Genomic DNA, 26,135 nt, shown 5'->3' with positions numbered 1-26,135 from the left:
GGGCGAGCACCAAGATCGGCACAGGTAGGATCGACCCCATGTTGCCCCTCGTCACCGCGGTGCGGTACGTCACGCCGCTGCGCGAGGGCGGGTCGCTGCCCGGCATCGTGGAGACCGACGACCTGGGCACGTACGTGGTGAAGTTCCACGGCGCGGGCCAGGGGCGCAAGGCGCTGGTGGCCGAGATCGTCGCCGGTGAGCTGGGACGGCGGCTGGGCTTCCGGGTTCCCGACCAGGTGATCGTCGATCTCGATCCGGCGATCGGCCGGCACGAGCCCGACGAGGAGGTCCAGGACCTGCTCAAGGCGAGTACGGGCTGGAACCTCGGCGTGGACTTCCTGCCCGGCTCGCTCGGCTACGACCCGCTGGCCTGGCCGGCCGACTCCGCGTTCGCGAGCCGGGTCGTGTGGTTCGACGCGCTCATCGGCAACGTCGACCGGAGCTGGCGCAATCCGAACCTCCTGGTCTGGCATGGCGACGTCTGGCTGATCGACCACGGCGCGAGCCTGTACTTCCACCATGCCTGGCCCAGTGCGGCCAAGCTGGTCGCCCGGCCGTACGACGCCGCCGACCACGTGCTGTCCCCCTTCGCAAAGAACCTCGCGGAGGCCGACGCGGAGCTCGGCCCCCTGGTCACCGAGGCACTGCTGCGTGAGGTCACCGCGCTGGTGCCCGACGCGTGGCTGGACGGCGAGCCCGGCTTCGCCGGCGCCCAGGCCGTACGGGACGCCTATGTCGGGCAGCTGATGGCCCGGGTCACCGGGCCCCGTGACTGGCTGCCCGGGATCGCGGACGCGCCGGCCCGCAGCGCACCGCCGGTGACCGGCCGGCCGGGCTGGATCAAGAACTGGCTCGGCGAGCCGGGGGACGGGCCGTGAGCACCGTCTACGAGTACTCGGTGCTCCGCGTCATCCCCAGCATCGAGCGCGGCGAGTCGATCAACGTGGGGCTCCTGGTCTACTGCCGGGCGCTGGACTTCCTCGGCTGCCGCACCCATCTCGACGAGCCCCGGCTGCGCGCCTTCGCGCCTGCCCTGGACCTCGAGGGGGTACGGGTCGCGCTGGGCGCCGTCGAGGCCCTGTGCTGCGGCGGCGAGCGGGCCGGGCAGGCGGGGTCGGAGTCACCCGGCCGCAGGTTCCGCTGGCTCACCGCGCCCCGCAGCACCATCGTCCAGCCGGGCCCGGTGCATGCCGGCCTCACCGACGACCCCGCGGCCGAGCTCGACCGCCTCGCCGCGCTCCTGATCCACTGAAGCTCCCCGCTGAAGCCGGGCCGCGCTCCGCGCTACGCTTTGGGATGGGTCGCGTCCAAGCTTTGTACGCCGCTGTCTCAGGTGTGCCCGCTCGCCCGGACGTACCGGTTGTCGGCGCCGATCGTCGCCGGGGCCTCCGGCGCCGGCTCATGGTCAGGGTCACTAGTCAGGAGGCCTGATGGCCACGAGGGTGACGCCGGGCTCTCAGGCCTGGCTCCGGGCGGCCAACCAGCGCAGGGTCGTCAGCGCCGTCCGGGGCACCCAGGAGATGACCCAGTCGGGCATCGCCCGGGCCACCGGGCTCTCCGCCGCGACCGTCTCCAACATCGTGCGGGAGCTGCGCGACCAGGGCGTCCTCGTGGTGACCCCGACCTCGGCGGGCGGCCGGCGGGCGCAGGCGGTCTCGCTGTCGTCGCGGACGGGCCTGCTGCTGGGAGCCGACTTCGGCCACACCCATCTGCGCGTCGTGGTCGGCAACCTCGCGCACGAGGTCCTGGCCGAGGACGCCATCCCGCTCGACGTGGACGCCTCCGCCGACGATGGGCTGGCCGCCGCCGAGCGGCTCGCCGACGCCCTGCTCGACGGGCTGGGCGGGGAACGCTCGAGCGTCCTGGGCCTGGGCGTGGGGCTGCCGGGGCCGATCGACGTCGCCACCGGGACCCTGGGCTCCAGCACCATCCTGCCCGGCTGGGTCGGGGTCAATCCGGTGGCCGAGCTGACCCGCCGGTTCGGGCCGAGCGTGTGCGTGGACAACGACGCCAACCTCGGCGCGCTCGCCGAGACGACCTGGGGGTCGGCGCGCGGCTGCGCGAACGCGGTGTACGTCAAGATCGGCTGGGGCGTCGGGGCGGGGGTGGTGATCGGCGGGGAGGTCTACCGGGGGGACGGCGGCATCGCCGGCGAGCTGGGGCACCTCACCATCGACGAGACGGGCCCGCTCTGCCGGTGCGGCAACCGGGGGTGCCTGGAGACGTTCGCGGGCGGGCGGCACCTCGCCGACATCCTGCGGCCCGCGCACGGCGAGCTCACCACCACCCGTATCGTGCGGCTGGCGCTGGAGGGGGATCCCGCCTGCCGGCGCGTCGTCAGCGACGCCGGCCGCCATCTCGGCGTCGGGGTGGCCAGCCTGTGCAATCTCCTCAATCCCGGCCGGGTCGTCATCGGCGGCGACCTCGCTGCCGCCGGCGCGCTGCTGTTCGACTCCGTGATCGAGGGCGTGCGGCGCTACGCGATTCCCGGGGTGACGCGCGAGTTGTCGATCGAGCCGGGGGCGCTCGGCGAACGAGCGGAGGCACTGGGCGCGCTGGCACTGGCCGTCCGGCAGTGGGAACGGGCCGGCGCGGCACCGGCCGACCACTAGCGGCCACTTCCGGCCACTCCCGCCCCGGGCGAGCCTCCCGGACGCGGGCCGCCGGTGCGACCACTGGGGACGCGGGGATTCCCTCGAGCAGCGGCGGCTTCAAGAAGTGAACACATGACGGGGTCATCCGCCAGGTCTTTGTTCAAGTCTTGACTGTAAGGAAAGTTAGCTATTCACTGCAGGCGAGGTGATCCTCCGTGCCTCCCCACCCCCCGATGGAGTGCCTGTGAAGCCCATCGTTCCCCGCCAGAGTCTTCGTGCCACCCTGACCGCCGTGTTCATGCTGCTGGCGCTGGGCGTGGTCCCGGCCTCGGCGACCGCCCAATCCGGCCAGCCGACCTACCTCAACGCCCAGGCGCCGATCTCGCGCCGGGTGGCCGATCTGCTCCGGCGCATGAACCTCGAAGAGAAGATCGGCCAGACCGCCCAACCGGCCGTCGTCACCCTCCAGGGCGACTGCAACTGGTCCGGGGGCGAGCTCGTCCCCGCGTGCATGAAGCACGAGCTCGCCGACCAGCACGTCGGCTCGGTCCTGTCCGGCGGCGGCCAGGCCCCGCCGAGGAACACGCCCAAGGACTGGGCCGACATGGTCAACGCCGTGCAGAAGTACGCGATCGACAACAACCGGCTGCACATCCCGATCGTCTACGGCGTCGACGCGGTGCACGGGCACAACAACGTGCTCGGCGCGACGAAGTTCCCGCAGCAGCTCGGGATCGGCGCGAGCTGGGACCCCGCCGTCAGCAACGCGATGGGGCAGTCGACGGCCAAGGCGGTGAAGGCCACCGGCCCGATGTGGAACTTCGCCCCGGTCCTCGACATCGCCCGCGACACCCGGTGGGGCCGGTACTACGAGACCTATTCCGAGGACCCCTACCTCGCCGGCTCGCTGGGCGCGGAGAACGTCAAGGGGCTGCAGCAGAGCGGCCAGGTCGCCGCGACGGTCAAGCACTTCGGCGGCTACTCCGAACCGCAGAACGGCCACGACCGCTCCCCCGCCCAGCTGGACATGCGCTACTTCCAGGACACGTTCCTGCCGGCCTACAAGGCGGCCGTCGACGCCGGGGCCCAGACCCTCATGGTCAACTCGGGCGCCGTCAACGGCATCCCCGCGCACTCCTCGCACTACCTGCTCACCGACCTGCTCCGCAAGAGCTGGGGGTTCAAGGGCGTCGTGGTCAGTGACTGGGACGACGTGAAGAGCCTGCAGACGGCCCATCACATCGCCGGCAGCTACGCCGAGGCGACCGGGATCGCGATGAACGCCGGCGTCGACATGGCCATGCTGCCGCCCGGGAGCGTCGACGGCTACATCGACGGCCTGACCGCGCAGGTCAAGAGCGGGAAGGTCTCCCGGGCACGGCTCGACGAGGCCGTGTCCCGGATCCTCACGCTGAAGTTCCGGCTCGGCCTGTTCGAGAACCCCTACGTCGACGCCGCGAAGGCCGACGCGGCGGTGCTCGGCGCCGACAAGGACCTCGCGGTGAAGGCGGCGACGGAGTCGCTGACCCTGCTCAAGAACGACGGCAACGCACTGCCGCTGCCGACCGGCATCGGCAAGGTCGTGGTGGCCGGGCCGAGCGCCGACTCGGTGCCCAACCAGAACGGCGGTTGGACGATCGCCTGGCAGGGGATCCCCGACGGCGTGCAGGACCCGGGCGTCACCGTGTACGGAGGCGTGCGGACCCTGCTGGGAGCCGGCAAGGTCGACCTCGCCAAGACCACCGCGGAGGCCGTCGACAAGACCAAGGACGCCGACGCCGCGATCGTCGTGGTCGGTGAGAAGCCCGGCGCGGAAGGCGTCAACGACAGCGAGACCCCGGAGCTCGCCGCCGACCAGCAGGACCTCATCGCCCAGGTGCAGGCAACCGGCAAACCGGTCATCGTCGTGGTCATGGCGAGCCGGCCACTGGTGCTGGGCAAGGCCACGGCCGCCAAGCAGCTGGTGATGGCCTGGCTGCCGGGCAGCGAGGGCGGCACCGCCGTCGCGAACGTGCTGTTCGGCAAGGCCAACCCGAGCGGGAGGCTCCCCGTCTCGTGGCCGAAGAGCATCGGCGACCAGCCGATGTACTACCAGCAGCTGCCCGGCCCCAACGGGGGTACGAGCTCGGCGTACGACCCGCTGTTCCCCTTCGGCTTCGGACTGTCCTACACCGGATACGAGTTCCAGGGCGTGAGCCTCGGCAGCGCGTCTGCCTCGCCGCGGTCCACCGTCAGGGTCGACGTCAAGGTCGCCAACACCGGCAAGGTGGACGGCGACATGGTGGTTCCGGTCTACGCCGCGCAGCCGGTCAGCCGGATCGTCGTCCCGCCGAAGCGGCTCGTGGCCTACACCAGGGTCACCCTCAAGGCCGGAGAGGCGCGCACCGTCACGTTGTCGTTCCCGATGTCGCGGCTTGCCGTGACCCCGGGCGACATCAACGGCGCCGGCACCCCGGTCGTCCAGCCGGGCGCCTACCAGGTCATCGCCGGGGACAAGACCTCAGACCTCACGGTCCGGTAGTCCCGCTCACCCACCCCGCCGCGCGGGCGCAGGCCACCGGGCCTGCGCCCGCGCGCATGTCACCCGCTCTCAGGGAGCGCCTTCGGTGAAGGTACCCGTGCAGAAGGCGAGGCCGATCTGAGGCGGCTGCGCCTTGACCGACCTGCCGTCGACCGAGACGCTGCAGCCGATGACGGCCAGCGGCCCCGAGGACGTCGCGTTGAGCGTCAGCGGTATCTGCTGCCCGCCCTGCCCGGCCATCGGCAGCTCCAGGCGCCACGGCAGGCGCACGTTCTTCCGCTGCACGGTCTTGCTCTCGGCCGGGTCGTAATACATGATCAGTTTGGCGGTGCCGGAACCGGTCACCTCGTACTGGACCTTGTGCGTGACCCCCGTGTCGGTCTTGCCTACGTCCGGGATCCGCTCCAGCACCAGGCCGGCGAGCCCGGTCAGGACCTCGCGCGGATCCTTCTCGCTCTTCCCGCGGAGCCCGCTGAGGATCAGGGTGACCAGCAGCGAGCCGCGGCGCAACTGCAGCTCGTGCTCCTTGTACTGAGCGCCCTCGGTGCCCAGCGTCCAGTAGTCGAACCAGCTCTCGTCGGCGCCGGGCACCACGCCGGTGGCCAGGATCGTCGACCGGTGGTCCGAGGCGAGCCGGTCCTTGTGCTCCTTCAGTCCGGCGGCGTACACCAGCTTGGCGGCCTGCGCGGTGGGCTGGAGACCCAGCGAGAGCTCGTCCTGGGTCATGTAGAGGCATTCGACCCCGTTGCCGCCCTCGACGGGCTTCGCCGAGACGCTGGGCAACCGGTGGTGGCCGTACTTGGCGTAGTCGGCATTGGTCAGCAGGCCGCACATCTTCTCGGTGAGCCGCCCGTTCTCCGGTTGCGGCCAGCCACCCGGCGGCGGCCCGCCACCGGCCGCCTCGCCGCCGCCGGACCCGCCGGACCCGCCGGACCCGTCCGACCCGCATCCCGCGAGAGCGATCACCAGCGCCGACCCGAGCAGAAACACCCTGGACAACGACCCATATCTCATGACCCGAGCTCCCATTTCGGCTGGTCACCAATGCATACCAAGAAGGCATCAAACCATGCGATAAGGACAGTCCGCAGATTCTTCGCAATAACCACAGCTCGCATTAATGATCAATCCGGCCTGGCAGGCAGGCAGGATGAGCGGACGAGTGGCGGCCGGTGGACGCCGCGCTAGAAAAGAACGGACATAAAGGTATCGATGTCCGTAAAACCGACGCGCCGGTAGGCGGCACGGGCCCGGGTGTTGTAATCGTTGACGTAGAGGGTGACGGTCGGCGCGATGGTGCGCAGCGACTCGTTCACCACCTGGGCCATGCCGTGGGCGGAGATCCCGCGGCCGCGCAGGTCGGGGTGGACCCAGACGCCCTGCACCTGGCAGGCGTACGGCGTGACCGCGCCGATCTCGGCCTTGAAGACGACCCGGCCGTTCTCGATCCGGGCGAACGAGCGACCGGCCCGGATCAGCTCGGCCACCCGGGCGCGGTAGAGCACCCCGCCGTCGCCGCCGTTGGGCGAGACCCCGACCTCCTCGGTGAACATCGCGACGCAGGCCGGGTAGACGAGGTCGAAGTCCTCCATGCGCACCCGCCGTACGGCCGGGTCCGCGCCGACGGCGGGCGGCCCCGAGATCGCCATCACCGGCTGCGCGGCCCGGACGGCCCTGGCCGGCCCCCAGTAGGGGCGGAGCATCTCCCACAGCTCGGTCACGGTCCCGACCGGCCCCACGACCGACGAGCAGCGCCGGCCCTGCGCGCGGGCCCGCTCGGCGAAGGCGCGGACGGCCTCGGAGCCGGCGGCCACCGGGATCAGGTTGGCACCGGAGTAGCACAGCGAGGCCAGCCGGCCTTCGCTGACATATCCCCACATCTGGGCACCCAGGCGGCCGGGGTCGAGCCCGACGGCGTGCACCCGGGAGCTGACGAAGACGTTCGCGACCGGATCGGAGTCCAGGATCGCCAGGGCCTCGTCGCGGTAGCGGTCGTCGAGGACCCGCACCGGCAACGACCCCAGCATGCGCATGATCTACCCGTCCCCGGACGTCGTCGACTTCACCGGCACCAGAATACGGTGGGGAAACCTGCTCGCATCCACCGGCTCCCCGGCGCGGCGGGCGGGTCCCGGGAGAGCCCCCGCTCACTCCGCACGGAGCCGGGAGCGGTCTCCGGTATTCACTTCCGGCACAAGTATGTGGGCGGAATTCGTAGATATATCCGTTTACTTTCGCTGAACCTGCTGGCAATCATTCGGCCATAAGACGTCCCCGGGACGATGCCACCGTTCGGAGATCGAGAACCGGTTCCGCATCCCTGACGAACTCCGCAGGAGGGCTCCGTGCAGGAACAACCGGCTGTGCAGAAACGATCGACTGGGCAGAAGAGATCGGCCGAGCGGGAACGATCGGCCGTCCTCCCCGGCAGGACGCGCCGATGGCGCCGGGCCACCGCCGTCGCCACCGCCGGAGTGCTGTCACTCGCGGCGTTCGCCGGTCTCCGGGAGACCGCGGACGCGGCGGCGATCCCCGTTCTGGACCACGTCGTCGTGGTCGTCTTCGAGAACCACGCGGCCCCGCAGGTCGTCGGCAACTCCAACGCGCCGTACATCACCTCGCTGGCGGCCGACGGCGCGAAGATGTCCAACTTCTTCGCCGAGACCCATCCGAGCCAGCCCAACTACTTCGCGATGTTCTCCGGTAGCACCCAGGGCGTCACCAACGACGCCTGCCCGCCGCCGGGATCGCCCTACGCCACCGCCAACCTCGGCCAGGAGATCATCAGCGTCGGCCGGACCTGGGGCAGCTACAACGAGGGGCTGCCCGCGCAGGGCTCCTCCGCGTGCTCCAACAGCGCGACGAAGTACGCCCGCAAGCACAACCCCTGGTTCTCGTTCGGCAACGTGCCCGCCTCGACCGGGCGCACGTTCGCCCAGTGGCCTGCCGACTTCACCACCCTGCCGACGGTGTCCTTCGTGGTACCGGACCTGTGCAGCGACATGCACGACTGCTCGGTGAGCACCGGGGACACATGGCTGAAGAACAATCTGGGCACCTACGCCACATGGGCTAAAACACACAACAGCGCACTGATCGTCACGTTCGACGAGGACAACTGGCTCTACTTCAACAAGATCGCCACGGTCTTCTACGGCGCCCATGTGAAGACCGGCACCTATTCCACGCAGTACAACCACTACAACCTGCTCCGCACGATCGAGGACATGTACGGCACGACCCACGCCGGCAACGCCGGGTCGGCCAGCCCCATCACCGCCATCTGGCAGTAGGCGTACCGTCCGAGATCCCCTCCCACGGGTGACGGCCTCGTGCCGCCACCCGGAGGAGCGCCCGCGCCGAGGAGGAGCACGGGGTGTACCTATCGGTCAGCCGCTCGGCCGACGCCGCCGAGGGGATCCCGCGCGCCGAGGTCCCCGTCCGCCGCGCCGGCGGCTTCGTGGCCGCCAACGTCCTGGCGCTCGGGTTGGTCAGCCTGGTCACCGACGTCTCCGCGGAGATGGTCACCGCGGTGCTGCCGCTCTACCTGGTGGCGGGGCTCGGGCTGTCCCCGCTGGCCTTCGGCTTCCTCGACGGGCTGTACGGCGGCGTCACCGCGCTGGTCCGGCTGCTCGGCGGCCACACCGCCGACCGGTGGCAGCGGCACAAGCTCGTCGCCGGGGCCGGGTACGCGCTCTCCGCGGCGTGCAAGCCCGCGCTGCTCCTCGCGGGTTCGGTACCGCTGATCGCGACCGTGCTGGCGGTCGACCGTACCGGCAAGGGACTGCGGACCGCACCACGGGACGCGCTCATCTCCCTGTCCAGCCCGCCGGCCGGGCAGGGCAGGGCCTTCGGCGTGCATCGGGCCATGGACACCGCGGGTGCGCTCCTCGGACCGCTCGCCGCCTTCGGGGTGCTGGCGGCGGCGCCGGGGGGCTACGACGCGGTGTTCGTGGTGAGCACCTGCGTGGCGCTGCTCGGGGTGCTGGTGCTGGTCCTGTTCGTGCGGGGCACGGGAGCCCGGGGAGGTGCGGGAAGCCGCCCCACGCTGCGGACGGCGCTCGGCACGCTGCGGCTGCCGGGCGTCGCCCGGATCTGCTGCTGTGCCGCGCTGCTCGGGGCGGCGACGCTCAGCGACGCCTTTATCTACCTCCTCCTCCAGCACCGGGTCGGGCTGCCGGCCCGGCTGTTCCCGCTGCTGCCGGTGGGCACCGCCGCCGGCTTCCTCGCCCTGGCCGTGCCATTGGGCATGGCCGCCGACCGCCTCGGGCGCTGGCGGGTCTTCCTCGCCGGGCACGCCGCGCTCCTCGCCGGCTACGCCCTGCTGCTCGGACCGGTCGCCGGACCGGTGCTGGTGGTGGCGGTCCTGGCGTTGCACGGCGGGTTCTACGCCGCGACGGACGGAGTGCTCATGGCCCTCGCCGGCCCGCTGCTGCCCGGCCCGTCGCGCGCCGGCGGCCTGGCCATCCTGCAGACCGGCCAGGCACTCGCCCGGTTCGCCTGCTCGCTGGCGTTCGGAGCGGCCTGGACCTGGTGGGGGCCGCAGCGGGCACTGTGGGCCGGGACCGCGGCGCTGCTCGCCGCCGGGGCCGCGGTGGTCCTGCTCCGGCCGGTGCCCGCGCGGGAGGCGGAGGCCCGGTGACCGGCCGGGGACGGGTCACCGTGTTCGCCTGCGCGACGGCACTCCTGCTCGCCGTCGCGAGCGCGTACGTCCTGTACGCGGCCGGCCGCGGCTCGGGCGGCACGGACGGGGCGGGGGCGGCCGGGGACCGGATCGCGCTGGGCACGCCCGGCCGGATCGTGTTCCGCAACACCGGGATGGGGCCGGGCAAGGACCATCTGGCCACGGTCGCCGCCACCGACCCCGGCGGGGCCCGGACCGTGAGCCGGGTGAGCTGCCTGCGTTTCCACGCCTCGGCCGGCACCGGGGTCTGCCTGCGCGGCCGGGGCGGCCTGGTCCCGTCCTACGAGGCGGTGATCCTGGACGGTCGGCTGAGCGAGCGGCGGCGCATCCGGATTGAGGGCGCCCCGACGCGGGCCCGCGTCTCGCCGAGCGGCCGGATGGCGGCCTGGACGGTGTTCGTCAGCGGTGACTCCTACGGGGGCCTGAACTTCTCCACCCGGACCGGTGTGCTCGACACCCGCACGGGGGCGTACATCCCCAGCCTCGAGGCCTTCTCCATCCAGAGGGGCTCCTCCCCCTACCGGGCGGCCGACGTGAACTTCTGGGGCGTCACCTTCGCCGACGACGACCGGTTCTACGCCACGCTCGCCACCGCGGGGAGGACCTACCTCGTCGAGGGGAGCGTACGGGACCGGCGGGTGCGCACACTGCGGGAGAACGTCGAGTGCCCGTCGCTGTCGCCGGACGGTTCCCGGCTGGTGTTCAAGAAGCGGGTCCGGTCGGTGGCGTCGGGCGATCCATGGCGGCTCTACGTCCTCGACCTGCGGACGATGGCCGAACGCCCGCTCGCGGAGACGCGCAGCGTGGACGACCAGGTGATCTGGACGGACTCCGGCACCGTGATGTACGCGCTGCCCGGGGACTTCACCGCCGACCTGTGGTCGGTGCCCGCCGACGGCACCGGCGCGCCGCGGAAACGGATCGCCGCCGCGATCTCCCCCGCGTGACGCGGGCCGGGCCGGCCGCCCGGCCCGGCTCGCTACGGGACGGGGTCGGGCAGCCGCGCGCAGTGCGAGACGTCGGGAGGCAGCGCGCCCGTGGCGAGGTAGGCGTTCAGCTTGTCGTCGAGGCAGGCGTTGCCGCGCTGCAGGACGCCGTGGGTCCGGCCACCGTCCTCGATCACCAGCCGGGAGCCCCGGAAGATCTGGTGCATCTCCAGCCCTCCGGCGTAGGGCGTCGCCGCGTCCAGCGTGGCCTGGAACATCAGCATGTCCGGCAGTCCCCTCCTGGCCTCCAGATGGACCGGGGTGCCCGCCCTGGCGGGCCAGAAGAGGCAGGGGGCGTTGTACCAGGTGTTGCTCCAGGCCTGGTACGGAGCGGACGCGTACACGCGGGCGGTGTCCGCGCGCCAGGCCGGCCAGTCCCGCGTCCACGCCGCGTCGGTGCACTGAACGGCGTTGTAGACGGCGAACTCCCCTTCCTTGCTGGTGCCCCACGTCCGGTAACTGCTCAGCAGCGAGGTGGGATCGCCCTTGGCCGCGTAGGACGACCACGCCCTGGCGAGCAGGGGCCAGGCCGCGGCGAGATAGCCGCCGAGCTGGAGGGTGTCGTCGAGTTCGTCCGGCCCCAGGATGCCGTGCGCCGGATGGGCCTTCAGCTCGCCCCGCAGGGCGTAGTAGGCCTTCTCGACCACGGCGGCGGTGCCGCCCAGGTGGTAGACGGCGTCATGGCTCGCGACCCAGGCGAAGAAGGACTTCACCGACGCGTCGAAGGCGAAGTCCTGGTCCAGGTTGCTGCCGTACCACAACCGGCTGGGCTGGACGATGCTGTCCAGCACCATCCGGCGGACCCGGCCCGGGTAGAGCGTCGCGTACACCGCTCCGAGGTACGTGCCGTAGGAGGCACCCAGGTAGTTGATCTTCTCGTGGCCGAGGGCGACGCGCAGGTTCTCCAGGTCGCGCGCGGCGTCGACCGTCTTCAGATGCTCGAGTAACGCGCCGTACCTGCGGCCGCACGCGTTCGCGTAGCCGCGTGAGCGGTCCAGCCAGGCCTGCTCGTCGGCCGGGGAGGCCGGCACGTAGTCCGGCCGCACCGGCGAGAAGTAGTCCGGCACACAGCTCAGCGCCGGCCTGCTGGCGCCGACCCCGCGCGGGTCGAACCCGACGATGTCGTAGGCCGCCCGCAGCCGCGGCGGCAACTGGGCGGCGACGCTCCCGGCGAACTCCCGCCCCGCGGCGCCGGGACCGCCCGGGTTGACCAGCAGGACGCCCTGGTAGCCGGCGGCCGGGCCGGTGTGCCGGACCCGGGACACCGCGATGCCGATCTGCCGGCCGGCGGGGTCGGCGTGGTCGAGGGGCACGGCGAGCATGCCGCACTCCATCCCGGCGGGAAACGTCCTGGGACAGGACTGCCAGCCGACCGAGCCCCGCACCCCCGTGGACGGGCTCGCTGCGGCACCGGCGGGCACGGCGGACAGGGCGGCGAGGCCGAGACCGGCGGCCGCTGCCGCCGCGACGATTCTCTTCACAAGTCCGAAATTGTGTGGCCTCGCGGCTCGGTCGGCCCGCCGATGACTCGCCACGACGGGCCAAGGGTAGGTAAAGGCCCCGGCGCCAGAGCGACGCCGGGGCCCATATGCGGGGAAAACAGGCGAGCTACGGCCGTCCCCCGAAGGACGGGTGGGCACCCAGGCCACCGGCGGCGGGAGCCGCCTGCGACCTGGCCGCGGCCTGCGGGTAGGCGCTGTCCGCCGGAGGCGGCGGCACCGGGGCGCACTTCACGTCCGACCGGTCGCCGGGGAGCCGCTTGGGCAGCTTGCCCGTCAGCAGGTAATCAGCGATCTTGTCGTCGGTGCAGGCCACGCCCGACAGCGAGCCGGCGTGCGTCGTCCCGCCGACACCCTCGATCAGGCTCGACCGGGGGTAGAGCTTGCGGACGTGGAGGCTGCCGGTGAACGGCGTCGCGGCGTCGTTGGTCTCGGAGATCAGCAGGATGCCCGGAACCTTCTTGCCGTCGATGTGCACCGGCTTGCCGGCCTTGGCGGGCCAGGTGAGGCACGGCGCGTTGAACCAGGCGTTGTCCCAGGTCTCGAACGGCGCCTGGAAGTGGGTCCGCCAGTTGTCCTTCTTCCACTTCGCCCAGCTGGTGGGCCACTGGACGTCGGTGCACTGGACGGCGTTGTAGACGGCGAACCCGTTGTCGTCGGTGGGCCCGGCGGCGCTGTCGTACAGGTCGATCAGCTGGTCGACCGAGGCCTGGTCGCCCTTGGTGACCCAGTCGGAGAACGCCTTGCCCATGTCGGCCCAGCCGTAGACGTAGTAACCGGCCTGCAGGAAGATGTCGGTCCACTCGTCCGGGCCGATCTTGCCGCCGGCCGGGGTCTTGTCCAGCTTGGCGCGCTGGGCGTACCAGAGCTTCTCGACGGCCTGCTCGGTCGTGCCGAGCTTGAAGACGGCGTTGTTGTCGGCCACCCACTTGAACCAGATCTTGATGTTCTTGTTGAACGCGATGTCCTGGTCGAGGTTGGCGGCGTACCAGACGCGGCGTTCGTCGACGTTGCCGTCGAGCACCATGCGGCGCACCTTGGACGGCCACAGCGAGGAGTAGACCTGCCCAAGGTAGCTGCCGTACGAGAAGCCGTAGAAGTTGATCTGCTTGGCCCCCAGGGCGGCCCGGATGCCGTCCATGTCCTTGACCGAGTCGATCGTCTTCATGTGCGGCAGGATCGCCGCGTTCTTCTGCTCGCAGGCGGTGGTGTACTCCTTCGACCGCTTCAGCCAGTACGTCTCGAGGGCCTTGGTGGTCGGGATGTAGTTCGGCCGGTCGTAGCCGAAGTAGGTCGGGATGCAGCTCAGCGCGGGCTGGCTGGACCCGACCCCGCGCGGGTCGAACCCGATCCAGTCGTAGGCGTCGGCGGCGTTCTTCGGCACGACGCCCGGCGAGGTGAAGAAGGCGGGCAGGGTCAGGCCCGATCCACCGGGACCACCCGGGTTGACCAGCATGACGCCCTGGGACTTGGCGGTCTTGTGCTTGATCCGGGAGACCGCGATCTTGATCTTCGTGCCGCTCGGGTGCGCGTAGTCCAGCGGTACCGACAGGAAACCGCACTCCGCGCCGTAGTAACTGCCGTACGGGCCCGAGCACGTGGACCAGCTGATCGCGGCGGCGGGGGTCGTCGGCGACGCGCTGGCGGCACCGGCCGCCGTGACGCCGCCGAGGGCGAGGGCCCCCGCAGCAATGATCATTACGAGTTTCTTCACGAATTCCCCTCCACCCGCTGACTCTCCGGAGAGCCTGCGCTTGTTGGGGAAGATTGTGGTCTTTGTGGGGTATTTGCCGGGAGATGTCAGAGCAGTGGTTGCCAAATCGTGACACGGGTCGGCGAACTTCTGAGCGCCCCCGGACGTTGAAGGACCCCCGACCGGCCAGGTCGGGGGTCCTCCGTCCCACGGATATGGCTACCGCCGGATGGTGCTTACCGGCGGATGGTGCTCACCGGCGGGTGGTGCTCACCTGCGGCCGATCAGGTCGGTCGCGACCGGTGCTCCGGCGGTGCGGGTCCGCGCCGCGGCGGCCGCCGCCGGCGGCACCGGGTCGGGCAGCGCCGGGACGTGCACCGTGCTCGCCGGAAGGGTTCCGTTGAGCAGGTAGGCGTCGAAGTAGGCGTCGATCGGGGCGTTGCCCCGGTGGACGATGCCGTGGGTCTTCCCACCGTCCTCGATCACCAGGCTGGAGCCCTTGAAGCGCCTGTGCATCTCGAGCCCGCCACCGAAGGGGGTGGCGGCGTCGAGCGTGGCCTGGAACAGCAGGATCCCCGGCAGGCCCTTGGTGGACTTGACGTCGACCGGCTTGCCGGACGTGGCAGGCCAGAAGAAGCAGGGCGCGTTGTACCAGGTGTTGCCCCAGGTCATGAACGGAGCCTTGTTGTAGACCTTGACCGAGTCGTTGTGCCACTTGGTCCAGCTCTTCGGCCAGGCCGCATCGGTGCACTGGACCGCGTTGTAGACCGCGTACCCGTTGTCGTCGGTGGTCTCGGCGAAGTCGGAGAAGGCGCCGACGAGCGGCCCGTCGTCTCCGGCCTTGTACGCCGACAGGGCGCTCGCGAGCTCGCCCCAGATCGCCGCGCTCTGCCGGTAACCGGCGACCAGGAACGTGTCGTCGTACTCGTCCGGGCCGACGATGCCCTGTGCGGGCGCCTTGCGGAGCGCGGCCCGGGTGTCGTAGAAGAACTTCCGGACGGCGGCCGTCGTGGTGCCCACGTGGTAGGTCGAGTCGTACTTCGCGACCCAGGCGAAGAACAGCTGCGCGTTCCGGTCGAACGCGTAGTCCTGGTCGATGTTGTCGTCGTACCACTCACCGCTCGGGCGGACGTTGCTGTCGAGCACCATGCGGCCGACCTTGGTCGGGAACAGGGTCGCGTAGACCGAACCGAGCGCGGTGCCGTACGAGGCTCCGTAGTAGTTGAGCTTCTTCTGGCCCAGCGCGGCCCGGATGGCGTCGATGTCGTGGACGGCGTCCGTGGTCTTCATGTGGCTGAGCATCCAGCCCCACTTCTGGCCACACGCCTTGGCGTACGCCGCGGACCGCTTCAGCCAGGCGGCCTCTTCGGCCTTGCTGCGCGGCACGTAGTCCGGCCGCACCGGCTTGAAGTAGTCGGCGTCGCAGGTCAGGGCGGGAACGCTGTCCCCGACACCCCGCGGGTCGAACCCGATGAAGTCGTAGGCCGCCTTGAGGGCCGCCGAGGACTGGCCCGCGACCCGCACCCCGAAGTCCACTCCGGTGCCGCCCGGGCCGCCGGGGTTGACCACCAGGGCGCCCTTGTACTGTGCGGCGGTGCCGGTGTGCTGCACCCGGGACAACGCAATCGTGATCTTTTTGCCGTTGGGGTTCCGATGGTCGAGCGGTACCTGGAGGTTGCCGCACTGGGCGGTCACCCCGAAGACGCTCTCGTAGAAAGCGATGGTCTCGTTCGAGCAGGCCCCCCAGCTCACCGCCGGAGTCTTCGCCGTCGCCGCCTGCGCGACGAGCGGCGCCGCGGCGAGGCTGCCGAGCCCCAGGCTCGCGGCGGACGCCAGCACAACCAGTCTCTTCACATAATCCCCTTCGCCGTGGACTCGACAGTGAGTCCGCTTCAAGTCACAAGGGGAAATTGTTACGGTAGCCGCTTTTGTCATAGAAGATGCGGCGTCAAGAGGATGCAGAATCGTGACAGATTTCTTGCACGGCGCAGAATGCGACAAAAGGCACAAAACTCGCATTAATGCTGGTGAGGGGAGGTGGGGCGCCGTTCAGCGGCCACGGCGAGCGGAACCGGCGGCCGAAAACAGGCGGCCGAAACCGGTGGCCGAAACGGTGGCTTAACACAGGGCGGGCGAAGACACGTGGGTGAAGAGACGTGGGTGAAGAGGTCGGTGAAGAGGTCGGTGAGGACAGGCGGCTGAAGCCGGGTGGCCGGGAGGTGGCCGGTAGGTGGCCGGTAGGTGGCCGGTAGGTGGCCGGGCCGTCAGGCGACGGTGACCGCCGCGCCGGGTCCGTCGCCGTCCAGGTCGACCTCGACGCCCATCTCCTCGGCGAGGCGCAGTGCCTCCTCGATGAGGGTCTCGACGATCTGGGCCTCGGGCACGGTCTTGATGACCTTGCCCTTGACGAAGATCTGGCCCTTGCCGTTGCCGGAGGCCACTCCGAGATCGGCCTCCCGGGCCTCTCCCGGGCCGTTGACCACGCAGCCCATCACCGCCACCCGCAGCGGCACCGGGAAGCCCGCCAGCCCGGCGGTGACCTGCTCGGCGAGGGTGTAGACGTCCACCTGCGCCCGGCCGCACGACGGGCACGACACGATTTCCAGGCCGCGCTCCTTCAGGTGCAGCGACTCCAGGATGGCCAGGCCGACCTTGACCTCCTCCACCGGCGGGGCGGAGAGGGAGACCCGGATGGTGTCGCCGATGCCCTGGGAGAGCAGGGCGCCGAAGGCCACGGAGGACTTGATGGTGCCCTGGAAGGCCGGGCCGGCCTCGGTGACCCCGAGGTGCAGCGGGTAGTCGCAGCGGGCGGCCAGCTGGCGGTAGGCCTCAATCATGACGACCGGGTCGTTGTGCTTGACCGAGATCTTGATGTCGCGGAAGTCGTGCTCCTCGAACAGGGAGCACTCCCACAGCGCCGACTCCACCAGCGCCTCGGGAGTGGCCTTGCCGTACTTCTCCAGCAGCCGCCGGTCCAGCGAGCCCGCGTTGACCCCGATCCTGATCGGGGTGCCCGCGGCCTTGGCGGCGCGGGCGATCTCGCCGACCTTGTCGTCGAACTTCTTGATGTTGCCCGGGTTGACGCGGACGGCCGCGCAGCCCGCGTCGATCGCGGCGAAGACGTACTTCGGCTGGAAATGGATATCGGCGATCACCGGAATCTGCGACTTGCGCGCGATCGCCGGCAACGCGTCCGCGTCATCCTGCGACGGCACCGCCACCCGCACGATCTGGCACCCCGACGCCGTCAGCTCCGCGATCTGCTGCAGCGTCGCGTTGACGTCGGAGGTGAGGGTGGTGGTCATCGACTGCACCGAGACCGGTGCGTCACCGCCCACCGGCACCGAGCCGACCATGATCTGGCGGGACTTGCGACGGGGGGCGACCAGCGGGCGGATCTTGGGCATTCCCAGTTCGACACTCACGGCTCCTAGCGTAAGCGTGCGAGGGGAATGCGACGCCCCAAAGGTGTCCGATACCACCTACCGTGGCAGGGTCATCGGGTTGAACACGTCGGCCAGGATCAGCAGCATGCCGAACCCCACCAGCACCAGGAAGACCAGGTAGGTCACCGGCATCAACTTGGTCATATCGACCGTACCGGGGTCCGATCTGCCGCGCAGCCGGTTGATCCGGACCCGGATCCGCTCGTAGCCGATCACCGCCAGGTGGCCACCGTCCAGTGGCAGCAGGGGAAGCACATTGAGAGCGCCGAGGAAGATGTTCACCGACACGACGAGCTGGAGGTAGGCGTCCAGCTTCTCCTTCCAGCCCGCGTCCGCGGCGAAGATCTCGCCGGACACCTCCGTCGCGCCGACCACGCTGCCCACCTGTCCTCCCGGGCTGCTGGCCCGGTCCGGGGAGAACAGCTTGGGGATGGCCGACGGCAGGTCGGCCAGCACCGTGCCGATGCCCGCCACCGTCCGGCCGATGGTGGAGGCCGCGTAGCCGGCGGCACCGGCCGGGCCGAACCGCCGGTAGCCGCCGCCCTGGACCTGCGCGGTCATCCCTACGAAGGAACTGCCGCCCACCGAGGTCACCTTGAGCCGCAGCGTCTGCTGCCGGCCGCCGCGCTCGATCACCACCGCGACGGTCGATCCGGGCGGTTGCGCCTTGATGGCGGCCCGCAGCGCCGTCCAGTCCCGGACCGGGGTTCCGGCGAGCGAAAGGATCTTGTCCGAGGGCCTGAGCCCGGCCTGCGCGGCGGGCGACGGCGGGTCCCCGGGCTTGCACCTGGACTGCAGGGCGGACGGGGTGCACGGGCTGACGACCGCGACGGTGGTGCTCGGGGTGCCCGGGATCCGCTCCCCGATGGTCAGCGCCAGCGCCGCCAGCAGCACGAAGGCGATGACGAAGTTCATGACCACCCCGCCGCAGATCACGATCATCCGCCGTAGCGCGGGCTGCCGGTAGAAGGCGCGGGGCTCGTCCTCCGGCTCGATCTCCTCCAGCGGGGTATAGCCGACGATTCGTACATAACCCCCGAGCAGTACGGCCTTGACGCCGTACTCGGTCTCGCCCCGGCGCCACGACCAGAGCGTCGGCCCGAAGCCGACGAAGAACTGGGTGGCCTTCATGCCGAACCGCTTGGCGGTGAGAAAGTGGCCCGCCTCGTGCAGCATCACCGAGGCCAGGAGAGCGAAGACGAAGGCGACCACACCCAGCAGGTAGGTCATTACGCCTCCTCTAGAGGCCCGGCTGCAGGCCCGGCAGGCCCCGCAGGCCCTCAGGTCAGTTCGCGTGTCCTGCTTCGTGCCCATTCGTCGGCGGCCAGAACATCGTCCAGAGTGACGGCGGACGGTGCCTCATGCTCGCCCACTACCCGCGCGATGGTGTCGACGATCCCCAGGAACGGCAATCGGCCGGCCCGGAAAGCCTCCACGCACTCCTCGTTCGCCGCGTTGTAGACCGCTGGGAAACTGCCCCCGCGCTCCCCCGCCTCCCGTGCCAGCGCGACCGCCGGGAACGCCTCATCGTCCAGCGGGAAGAGCTCCCAGGTGTGCGCCCGGGTCCAGTCGAGGCCGGGGGCGGCGTCCGGGGTCCGGTCCGGCCAGGCCAGGCCGAGCGCGATCGGCAGCCGCATGTCCGGCGGTCCGGCCTGGGCGAGGGTCGAGCCGTCGGTGAACTCCACCATCGAGTGGATCATGGATTGGGGATGCACCATGACCTCGATCCGGTCGAACGGGATGTCGAACAGCAGATGCGCCTCGATGACCTCCAGGCCCTTGTTGACCAGGGTCGCGGAGTTGATCGTGATCACCGGCCCCATGTCCCAGGTGGGGTGGTCCATGGCCTGCTCCGGGGTGACGCCCGCCAGCTCCGCCCGGGACCTGCCGCGGAAGGGCCCTCCGCTGGCGGTCAGCACGAGCCGCCGCACCTCGGCGGCCGAGCCGCCGCGCAGGCACTGGGCCAGCGCCGAGTGCTCGGAGTCCACCGGCACGATCTGGCCGGCCTTTGCCCTGGCCTTGACCAGCGGGCCGCCGACGATGAGCGACTCCTTGTTGGCCAGCGCGAGAGTGCGGCCGGCGTCCAGGGCGGCGAGCGTCGAGGCCAGCCCCAGCGCCCCGGTGACACCGTTGAGCACCACGTCGCACGGCCAGGCCGCGAGCTCGGCGACGGACTCCGGACCAGCGACGATCTTGGGGATGCGGTAGTCGCCGGAGGAGAACCCGCGCCGCTGCGCCTCCGCGTAGAAGGCCAGCTGCAGATCCTGGACGGCGGAGGACTTGGCGACGGCGACCACGTCCGGCCCGAACTCCAGCGCCTGCTCGGCGAGCAGCTCGATCCGGCCGCCTCCGGCGGCGAGCCCGACGAGATGGAATCGGTCGGGGTTGCGGCGGATCACGTCGAGGGCCTGGGTGCCGATCGAGCCGGTGGAGCCGAGCACGACGACGTCCCTGCGGGCGGCTGGCGAAGTAGCTGTCACCCCCACATTCTGACCCACCCGATCCACCTGCCGGGCACCGCCGGGATCCTCCTGACACCCCCCTAACAGCAAGGTGCCCGCCCCGTGGTCTCTTCACGGAAAGTCACAACACGATCACCAGGTGTGTCGCACACTCCTGGCTCATGGGCACGCACACTCCCGTCATGCTCCTGCTTCCGTTGTTCGCCTCGCTGACCGGCGTCCCGGCCGCGGGCGCGTTACCGGGATCGGTGTCGCACGGCGCCAAGGTGATCACTCATGAGGTCTCCCGGGACCCGGCCCGGCGCGAGCAGATCCTGCACTACTGGACGCTGGACCGGATGGTCCGCGCCATCAATCCGGTACGACCCGTACATCCGGCCGCCCGGCACGCGTCGCGGGGAGCGGCCTCGGTGGCCGGCCGGCCCGCGCGGCCGGTCGCCCCCTCAGCGATCAGCGGGGGCGCCGAATGGCCGGTCCGGGGCGCGATCCGCGACTCCATGGGGAAGGTCTTCTTCTCCATGTCCGGGCGCGACTACGTCTGCTCGGCCACCACCGCGAAGAGCGCGAACCGGGACGTCGTCGTCACCGCGGGTCACTGCGCGATGAGCGACACCGGCACCTGGGCGGAGAACTGGATCTTCGTACCGGGCTACCGCGAGGACAGCAGCCCGCACGGCGGATTCACCGCCCGGCGGATGTTCGTGCCGAACCAGTGGTCGGGCTCCGCCGACGACGACTACGACGTCGCGATGGTGGCGCTGGCGACGGCCGACGGCAGGCACGCGGGGGACGTGGCCGGCGCCCAGCCCATCGCGTTCGACCAGCCGCGCGGCCGACAGGCGTGGGTCTTCGGGTACCCGGCGACCGGGCGCTACGACGGCGAGGAGCTCGACTACTGCAGCGGCAGGCCGCACCGCGACCCGCACGGCCTGACCGGAAGCCAGGGCCTGCGCTGTGACATGACGCAGGGGTCCAGCGGCGGGGCCTGGCTGTCGGGGTTCGATCCCGCCACCGGCACCGGCGTGATCACGTCGGTGAGCAGCTTCAAGTACGCCGACGACGGCGGCACCATGTACGGACCGTATTTCGGCGCCACCGTGCGCAAGCTGTACGAACAGGCCCAGCACAGTTGATGGCCACGCCGATGTAACACGCCGATAACGTCCGCTTCGTATCGTGCAGGGATGAAGCACATGACCGTGTTGACCGAAATAGAGGCCGCCCCTCCCTACGCTCCGGCCGTCATCGCGCTCTGCGCGGAGCAGCAGGAGGAGCTGGAACGGCGCTATGACGGCGGAGACGAGGCGCCCAAGGGCCTCGACCCGCAGATCTCGTTCCTGCTGGCCCGCATCAACGGCGAACCGGTCGGCTGCGCGGGCCTGCAACTACTGGAACCCGGCGTCGGTGAGGTCAGGCGCATGTACGTCCGGCCCGCGCACCGCGGCCAGGGGGTGTCCCGGATGCTGCTGGCCGCGGTGGAGGGCATGGCCCGGGGCCGCGGGGTGCACACCCTCCGGCTGGAGACCGGGGATCTGCAGCCCGAGGCGATCGGCCTCTACCAGTCCACCGGCTACCGGCGGATCCCCGTCTTCGGCCCCTACCTCGGCTCCGTCCACAGCCTGTGCTTCGAGAAGCACCTGCACCTCCAGGCGGCCCCGGACGGCGACGCGAGGTCGTCCCTGCTCAGAGGGGCAGACCGGTGAGGACCATCACCTTCTCGTAGGTGTAGTCGGCCATCGCGCTGCGCAGCCCCTCACGACCCACTCCGGACTCCTTGACCCCGCCGTAGGGCATCTGGTCGGCGCGGTAGGACGGTACGTCGCCGATGACGACGCCGCCCACCTCCAGCTCCCGGTGCGCCTTGAAGGCCACATCCAGCGAACGGGTGAAGACACCCGCCTGCAGGCCGTAACGGCCCCCGTTGACCAGCGCGAACGCCTCGTCCACGGAGTCCACCGGCTGCACGATCAGCACCGGGCCGAAGACCTCCTCGCAGGCGACCTTCGCGTCGGCGTGCACGCCGGCCAGCACGGTCGGGGCGTAGGCCGAGCCGTCGCGCTGCCCGCCGGTCAGCACGCGGGCGCCGTCCGCGACGGCCTCCTCGACCCAGCGCTCGACCCGCAGCGCGGCGTCCTCGCTGATCAGTGGCCCGACCTGGGTCTGCTCGTCCCAGGGATCACCGGTGACCAGGGCGCCGACCGCGTCGACGAGCTTGGGCACGAAGGACTGGTACACCTCGCGGGCCACGTAGACCCGCTGCACGGCGATGCAGCTCTGCCCGGCCTGGTAGTTGGAGAACAGCCCGATGCGGCCGGCGGCCCAGTCGAGATCGGCGTCCGCGCAGACGACCGCGGCCGCGTTGCCGCCCAGCTCCAGCGTGATGTGCTTGCGCGGGACGCTGTCGGCGATGCTCCACCCGACCGGGCCGGAACCGGTGAACGACACGATCGGCAGCCGCGGGTCCTGGACCAGGCCGGCCGCCCGGTCGTTGGGCACCGGGAGCACCGAGAACATGCCCGCGGGCAGGTCGGTCTCGGCCAGCAGCTCACCCAGCAGCAGCGCCGACAACGGCGTGGCGGGGGCGGGCTTGACCACGACCGGGGCGCCGACCGCGAGGGCGGGCGCGACCTTGTGGGCGGTGAGGTTCAGCGGGAAGTTGAAGGGCGTGATCGCCAGTACCGGGCCGTACGGCACCCGGGAGACGTAGGCCAGCCGCCCGGCGCCGCCGGGGTCGGTGTCCAGCCGCTGCGTCTCGCCGTTCCACCTCCGGGCTTCCTCGGCCGCGAGCCGGAACACCGACACGGCACGGCCGACCTCGGCGCGCGCCCACAGCAGCGGCTTGCCGTTCTCCCCGGTGATCAGGCGGGCGATCTCCTCCGACCGCTCGGCGAGCCGCCGCGACACGTGGGCGAGCGCCTCCGCACGCACGTGCAGGGGCAGCGCGGCGGCCTCGGCGCGCACGGCGTCGGCCGCGGCGACGGCCTCCTCGACCTGCGCGGGCGTCGCGACCGAGGCCGCTCCGATCACCCGGCCGTCGTACGGGTGGGTCACCACGATCTCGTCGTCACCGGTCGCGGGCTTGCCGGCCAGCCAGAAGGGCGTCACGTCCATGCCGCTCACGTTAACCCCGCGTATCCCCTGCCCAACCCCGTACACCCCGGCCAATCCGCCACCCCCCACTGTCCACCCGGGCCACTCCTCCGTGATCACGCAATCAATCGTCGATGGATTGCATGATCACGGAGTGAAAAGGTGAGGGGGTGGGTCAGGAGGGGATGTTGAGGGCGATCCAGAGCTCGGCGCGGACGGCGGCGTCGTCGAGGTCGCGGTCGAGCAGTTCGGAGACCTTGCGCATCCGGTAGCGCAGCGTGTGCCGGTGCACGCCCAGCGCCCGGGCCGCGGCCTCGCCCTGTCCGTTGGCCTCCAGGTACGCGCGCAGTGAGTCGACCAGCGCGGGGTCCTGGGCCCGCAGCGGTGCCAGCACCGAGGCCGCGAAACCCCGGGCCGCCTGCGGGTCGAGCAGCCCGAGGACGCCCTGGCCGGGCAGGTCCGCATGGCGCAGCACCAGGTGCTCCCCCGCGCCGCGGGCCCGCCGTGCCGCCGACAGCGCCTGTTCCGCCTGGCCCAGGGCCTGCGCGAGCTCGTCGAGCCCGCTCGCCTCGCTGACCCCGACCGCCCCGCAGTCCCGCACCAGCCCGATGACGTCCTCGGCCAGCCGGTCCGGCACGATGACCGCGCAGAGGCCGGGCCGCGTCAGTGCCAGGCAGTGCTCCCCGGCCGGGTCGCCCTCCAGCGCGTCGAGCACGTCGTCCTCGCCCGCGCAGGCCAGGACCCGGACCGGCGGTTCGGGCAGCCCCGGCGCCGGGCCGTACCCCAGCAGCAGCCCGGCCAGGGCCGCGCGCAGTTCCCGCCGGGCTCTCGGCTCCTCGATCTGCAGGGTCAGCAGCGACACCGCGGTGGCGACGATGGTGTGCGCGACGGGCGGCAGCCGGTCGACCGTGCCGACGACGAGGAACCCGCGGCGCCGGCCGCCCAGCGCCAGCGGCTGCAGCACCACGTGGTCGCCCCGTCCGGACAGGGCCGCGCTGCCCCGGAGTCTCCCCAGCTCGGACACGAGATCGGCGGCACGCGAGCGGGCGTGGTCCGGCGCGGCGTGGCGCACCGCTCCGGAGCCGTCCAGCAGCAGGGCCCAGCCGTCCAGCTCCCGGGCCAGCCGGGCGACCAGCTCACCCGGCCCCCGGAGCGCGGCCCGGGTCAGCTCGCGCTGGGCCTGGAAGGCGCGGGTGAGGTCCTCGTACCGCTCGGCCGCCAGCATCCGCGAGACGGCCTTGCCGATGGCGATGAAGGGTGTCGAGCGGGGCACCTCCAGCAGCGGCAGGCCATGGGCGAGGGCCGCCTCGACCAGTGCGTCCGGCACGGTCTGGTGGCTGAGGCCGGCGCCGAAGCCGAGCCCGGCCACGCCGCGGCCGACGAGGCGGGCGACGTACTCCCCCGACTGGGCCGCGGGGTCGGTCAGCCGCATCCCGGTGGTCAGCAGGAGTTCGCCGCCCTCCAGGAAGGGCGTCGGGTCCTCCAGCTCGCTGACCGCCACCCAGCGGACCCGTACGTCCGGCGCGGCGCTCGTGCGGGCGAGCAGACCGAGCTGCGGCAGTGCCGCCACGGCGGCCAGGGTGGGCGGCATCGGTGAGCTCCAACATGTCCAGCCGGAGGGCCCGCACTGGCCACTCCGTACCATTCAGCGTATGCCGCTTCGGGGTTATGTTCACGCCATGACCGTCTCTGACCAGCGAGAGCTGCCGCAGGAGCGCCGGGTCGTCACCGCGATCCCCGGGCCGCTGTCCCAGGAACTGCAGGAGCGCCGGCGGGCGTCGGTGCCACAGGGGGTCGGCAGTGTGCTGCCGGTCTACATCACCGACGCGGGCGGCGGCGTGGTCGTCGACGTGGACGGCAACTCACTGATCGACTTCGGCTCCGGCATCGCCGTGACCAGCGTCGGCAACGCCAACCCCCGGGTGGTGCGGCGGGTGCGGGACCAGGTCGGGCGGTTCACCCACACCTGCTTCATGGTCACCCCGTACGAGTCGTACGTGAGCGTGTGCGAGGCCCTCAACCGGCTCACCCCCGGCGACCACGACAAGCGCTCCTTCCTGGTCAACAGCGGCGCCGAGGCGGTCGAGAACGCGGTCAAGATCGCCCGGTACGCCACCGGACGGCAGGCCGTGGTGGTGTTCGACCACGGTTACCACGGCCGGACGCTGCTCACGATGACCCTGACGGCCAAGAACATGCCGTACAAGCACGGCTTCGGGCCCTACGCCCCCGAGGTCTACCGGATGCCGTTCGCCTACGCCTACCGCTGGCCGACCGGGCCGGACAACTGCGGCCCGGAGGCCGCCGAGCAGGCCATCGGGCAGATCAGCGCGCAGATCGGCGCCGGCAACGTCGCCGCCGTGGTGGTCGAGCCGATCCTCGGTGAGGGCGGCTTCATCGAGGCGGCCCCCGGCTTCCTGCCCGCGATCGCCGAGTTCTGCGCGGCCAACGGCATCGTCCTGATCGCCGACGAGGTACAGACCGGCTTCGCCCGCACCGGCGACATGTTCGCCAGTGAGCACGAGGGCGTCGTCCCGGACCTGATCACCACCGCGAAGGGCATCGCCGGTGGGCTGCCGCTGGCCGGGGTGACCGGTCGCGCGGAGATCATGGACAAGGTCCACCCCGGTGGGCTGGGCGGCACCTTCGGCGGCAACCCGCTCGCCTGCGAGGCCGCCCTGGCCGCCATCGAGGAGATCGAGGCCGAGAAGCTCACCGAGCGGGCGCGCCGGATCGGCGAGATCATGCTGCCCCGGCTGCGCGCCCTGGCCAGGCGGCACCCGGCGATCGGGGACGTCCGGGGCCGCGGCGCCATGATCGCGATCGAGCTGGTCAAGGACGGCGCCGTACCGAACCCCGAGCTGACCGCCGAGGTGGCGCGGCGCTGCCACGCGGCCGGCCTGCTGGTCCTGACCGCCGGCACCTACGGCAACGTCCTGCGCTTCCTCCCGCCGCTGGTGATCCCGGAGCACCTCCTGGAGGAGGGCCTGGACATCCTCGACGAGGTCTTCGCCGCGGTGTGACCGCGGTCTGATCGCGCTGGGCCCGCCGGGTCCCGCTGCCCGTCCCCTTGCGCAGCAGGGATTCGCCGGGCCCAGCGTCCCGTCATCGGAAACCCTTGCCGGTTTGCCCTGGCTGTGCGATAACAGTGTTATCGCTT

Annotated in this window: 20 protein-coding genes; 10 read left to right on the top strand and 10 right to left on the bottom strand. The window is 71.2% G+C overall.

Going from position 1 to position 26,135, the window contains the following annotated elements; all coding sequences use genetic code 11:
* Positions 1-38 precede the first annotated feature (38 nt).
* The 4 genes from ACRYCC_RS41660 to ACRYCC_RS41645 all read left to right on the top strand — a co-directional run bounded on the left by ACRYCC_RS41660 (position 39) and on the right by ACRYCC_RS41645 (position 5,115).
* Positions 39-878: a HipA family kinase gene (locus tag ACRYCC_RS41660; protein WP_433819651.1), complete on the top strand. Its 840-nt coding sequence runs from the start codon at positions 39-41 to the stop codon at positions 876-878.
* Positions 875-1,252, top strand: coding sequence for a DUF3037 domain-containing protein (locus tag ACRYCC_RS41655; protein ID WP_433819649.1), 378 nt, complete (start codon positions 875-877; stop codon positions 1,250-1,252). The genes ACRYCC_RS41660 and ACRYCC_RS41655 overlap by 4 nt, the downstream gene beginning before the upstream one ends.
* Positions 1,253-1,430: 178 nt before the next feature.
* Positions 1,431-2,612 carry an ROK family transcriptional regulator gene (locus ACRYCC_RS41650; protein ID WP_433819648.1) on the top strand — a complete coding sequence of 394 codons (1,182 nt, stop codon included), beginning with the start codon at positions 1,431-1,433 and terminating at the stop codon, positions 2,610-2,612.
* A 226-nt stretch (positions 2,613-2,838) separates the two neighbouring features.
* Positions 2,839-5,115, top strand: coding sequence for a glycoside hydrolase family 3 N-terminal domain-containing protein (locus tag ACRYCC_RS41645; protein WP_433819646.1), 2,277 nt, complete (start codon positions 2,839-2,841; stop codon positions 5,113-5,115).
* Positions 5,116-5,184: 69 nt separating this feature from the next.
* On the opposite strand, the gene ACRYCC_RS41640 is transcribed toward ACRYCC_RS41645, so the two are convergent.
* Together ACRYCC_RS41640 and ACRYCC_RS41635 are read right to left on the bottom strand one after the other, a co-directional pair.
* On the bottom strand, positions 5,185-6,105 hold the full coding sequence (locus ACRYCC_RS41640; protein WP_433819756.1) for an MmpS family transport accessory protein: 921 nt from the start codon (positions 6,103-6,105) through the stop codon (positions 5,185-5,187).
* Between the two features lie 194 nt (positions 6,106-6,299).
* Positions 6,300-7,142, bottom strand: coding sequence for a GNAT family N-acetyltransferase (locus ACRYCC_RS41635; RefSeq protein WP_433819755.1), 843 nt, complete (start codon positions 7,140-7,142; stop codon positions 6,300-6,302).
* 336 nt (positions 7,143-7,478) lie between these two features.
* On the opposite strand from ACRYCC_RS41635, the gene ACRYCC_RS41630 reads away from it, so the two are divergent.
* From ACRYCC_RS41630 to ACRYCC_RS41620, 3 genes are all read left to right on the top strand, one after another.
* On the top strand, positions 7,479-8,408 hold the full coding sequence (locus tag ACRYCC_RS41630) for an alkaline phosphatase family protein (protein ID WP_433819645.1): 930 nt from the start codon (positions 7,479-7,481) through the stop codon (positions 8,406-8,408).
* Between the two features lie 83 nt (positions 8,409-8,491).
* On the top strand, positions 8,492-9,757 hold the full coding sequence (locus ACRYCC_RS41625; RefSeq protein ID WP_433819643.1) for an MFS transporter: 1,266 nt from the start codon (positions 8,492-8,494) through the stop codon (positions 9,755-9,757).
* Positions 9,754-10,746 carry a TolB-like translocation protein gene (locus tag ACRYCC_RS41620; protein ID WP_433819641.1) on the top strand — a complete coding sequence of 331 codons (993 nt, stop codon included), beginning with the start codon at positions 9,754-9,756 and terminating at the stop codon, positions 10,744-10,746. The genes ACRYCC_RS41625 and ACRYCC_RS41620 overlap by 4 nt, the downstream gene beginning before the upstream one ends.
* A gap of 32 nt (positions 10,747-10,778) precedes the next feature.
* Here ACRYCC_RS41620 and ACRYCC_RS41615 read toward each other — a convergent pair whose 3' ends face one another.
* The 6 genes from ACRYCC_RS41615 to dxr form a co-directional block, all read right to left on the bottom strand.
* Positions 10,779-12,266: an alpha/beta hydrolase gene (locus ACRYCC_RS41615; protein WP_433819640.1), complete on the bottom strand. Its 1,488-nt coding sequence runs from the start codon at positions 12,264-12,266 to the stop codon at positions 10,779-10,781.
* Positions 12,267-12,393: 127 nt separating this feature from the next.
* The gene (locus ACRYCC_RS41610) at positions 12,394-13,998 is read right to left on the bottom strand and encodes an alpha/beta fold hydrolase (RefSeq protein WP_433819638.1); all 1,605 of its coding nucleotides are present in this window, start codon (positions 13,996-13,998) and stop codon (positions 12,394-12,396) included.
* A 249-nt stretch (positions 13,999-14,247) separates the two neighbouring features.
* Positions 14,248-15,831, bottom strand: coding sequence for an alpha/beta hydrolase (locus ACRYCC_RS41605; protein WP_433819637.1), 1,584 nt, complete (start codon positions 15,829-15,831; stop codon positions 14,248-14,250).
* 410 nt (positions 15,832-16,241) lie between these two features.
* The gene (gene ispG / locus ACRYCC_RS41600) at positions 16,242-17,402 is read right to left on the bottom strand and encodes a flavodoxin-dependent (E)-4-hydroxy-3-methylbut-2-enyl-diphosphate synthase (protein ID WP_433819635.1); all 1,161 of its coding nucleotides are present in this window, start codon (positions 17,400-17,402) and stop codon (positions 16,242-16,244) included.
* Positions 17,403-17,459: 57 nt separating this feature from the next.
* Positions 17,460-18,653, bottom strand: coding sequence for a M50 family metallopeptidase (locus tag ACRYCC_RS41595; protein WP_433819634.1), 1,194 nt, complete (start codon positions 18,651-18,653; stop codon positions 17,460-17,462).
* A gap of 50 nt (positions 18,654-18,703) precedes the next feature.
* Positions 18,704-19,903, bottom strand: a complete 1,200-nt coding sequence (gene dxr, locus ACRYCC_RS41590) for a 1-deoxy-D-xylulose-5-phosphate reductoisomerase (RefSeq protein WP_433819633.1) — start codon at positions 19,901-19,903, stop codon at positions 18,704-18,706.
* A gap of 164 nt (positions 19,904-20,067) precedes the next feature.
* On the opposite strand from dxr, the gene ACRYCC_RS41585 reads away from it, so the two are divergent.
* Positions 20,068-21,018 (top strand): trypsin-like serine peptidase, encoded by a 951-nt coding sequence (locus ACRYCC_RS41585; protein WP_433819631.1) that lies wholly within the window; start codon positions 20,068-20,070, stop codon positions 21,016-21,018.
* Positions 21,019-21,078: 60 nt separating this feature from the next.
* The gene (locus ACRYCC_RS41580) at positions 21,079-21,588 is read left to right on the top strand and encodes a GNAT family N-acetyltransferase (protein ID WP_433819629.1); all 510 of its coding nucleotides are present in this window, start codon (positions 21,079-21,081) and stop codon (positions 21,586-21,588) included.
* On the opposite strand, the gene ACRYCC_RS41575 is transcribed toward ACRYCC_RS41580, so the two are convergent.
* Complete coding sequence (locus ACRYCC_RS41575; RefSeq protein ID WP_433819628.1) at positions 21,569-22,996, bottom strand: aldehyde dehydrogenase family protein; 1,428 nt, start codon at positions 22,994-22,996, stop codon at positions 21,569-21,571. The two genes, ACRYCC_RS41580 and ACRYCC_RS41575, sit on opposite strands and share 20 nt — an antisense overlap.
* Before the next feature lie 154 nt (positions 22,997-23,150).
* A complete protein-coding gene (locus tag ACRYCC_RS41570) occupies positions 23,151-24,566 on the bottom strand; it encodes a PucR family transcriptional regulator (protein ID WP_433819627.1) in 1,416 nt (471 codons plus the stop codon).
* Between the two features lie 88 nt (positions 24,567-24,654).
* Here ACRYCC_RS41570 and gabT point away from each other — a divergent pair, with 88 nt between their 5' ends.
* Entirely contained in the window at positions 24,655-25,998 is a 1,344-nt protein-coding gene (gabT, locus tag ACRYCC_RS41565) for a 4-aminobutyrate--2-oxoglutarate transaminase (RefSeq protein ID WP_433819626.1), read from the top strand.
* Positions 25,999-26,135: the final 137 nt, after the last annotated feature.

The organism is Actinomadura scrupuli (assembly GCF_050971785.1).
GTDB classification, from domain to species: domain Bacteria; phylum Actinomycetota; class Actinomycetes; order Streptosporangiales; family Streptosporangiaceae; genus Actinomadura_E; species Actinomadura_E scrupuli.
This window is presented reverse-complemented; position numbering and strand designations above follow the sequence as displayed.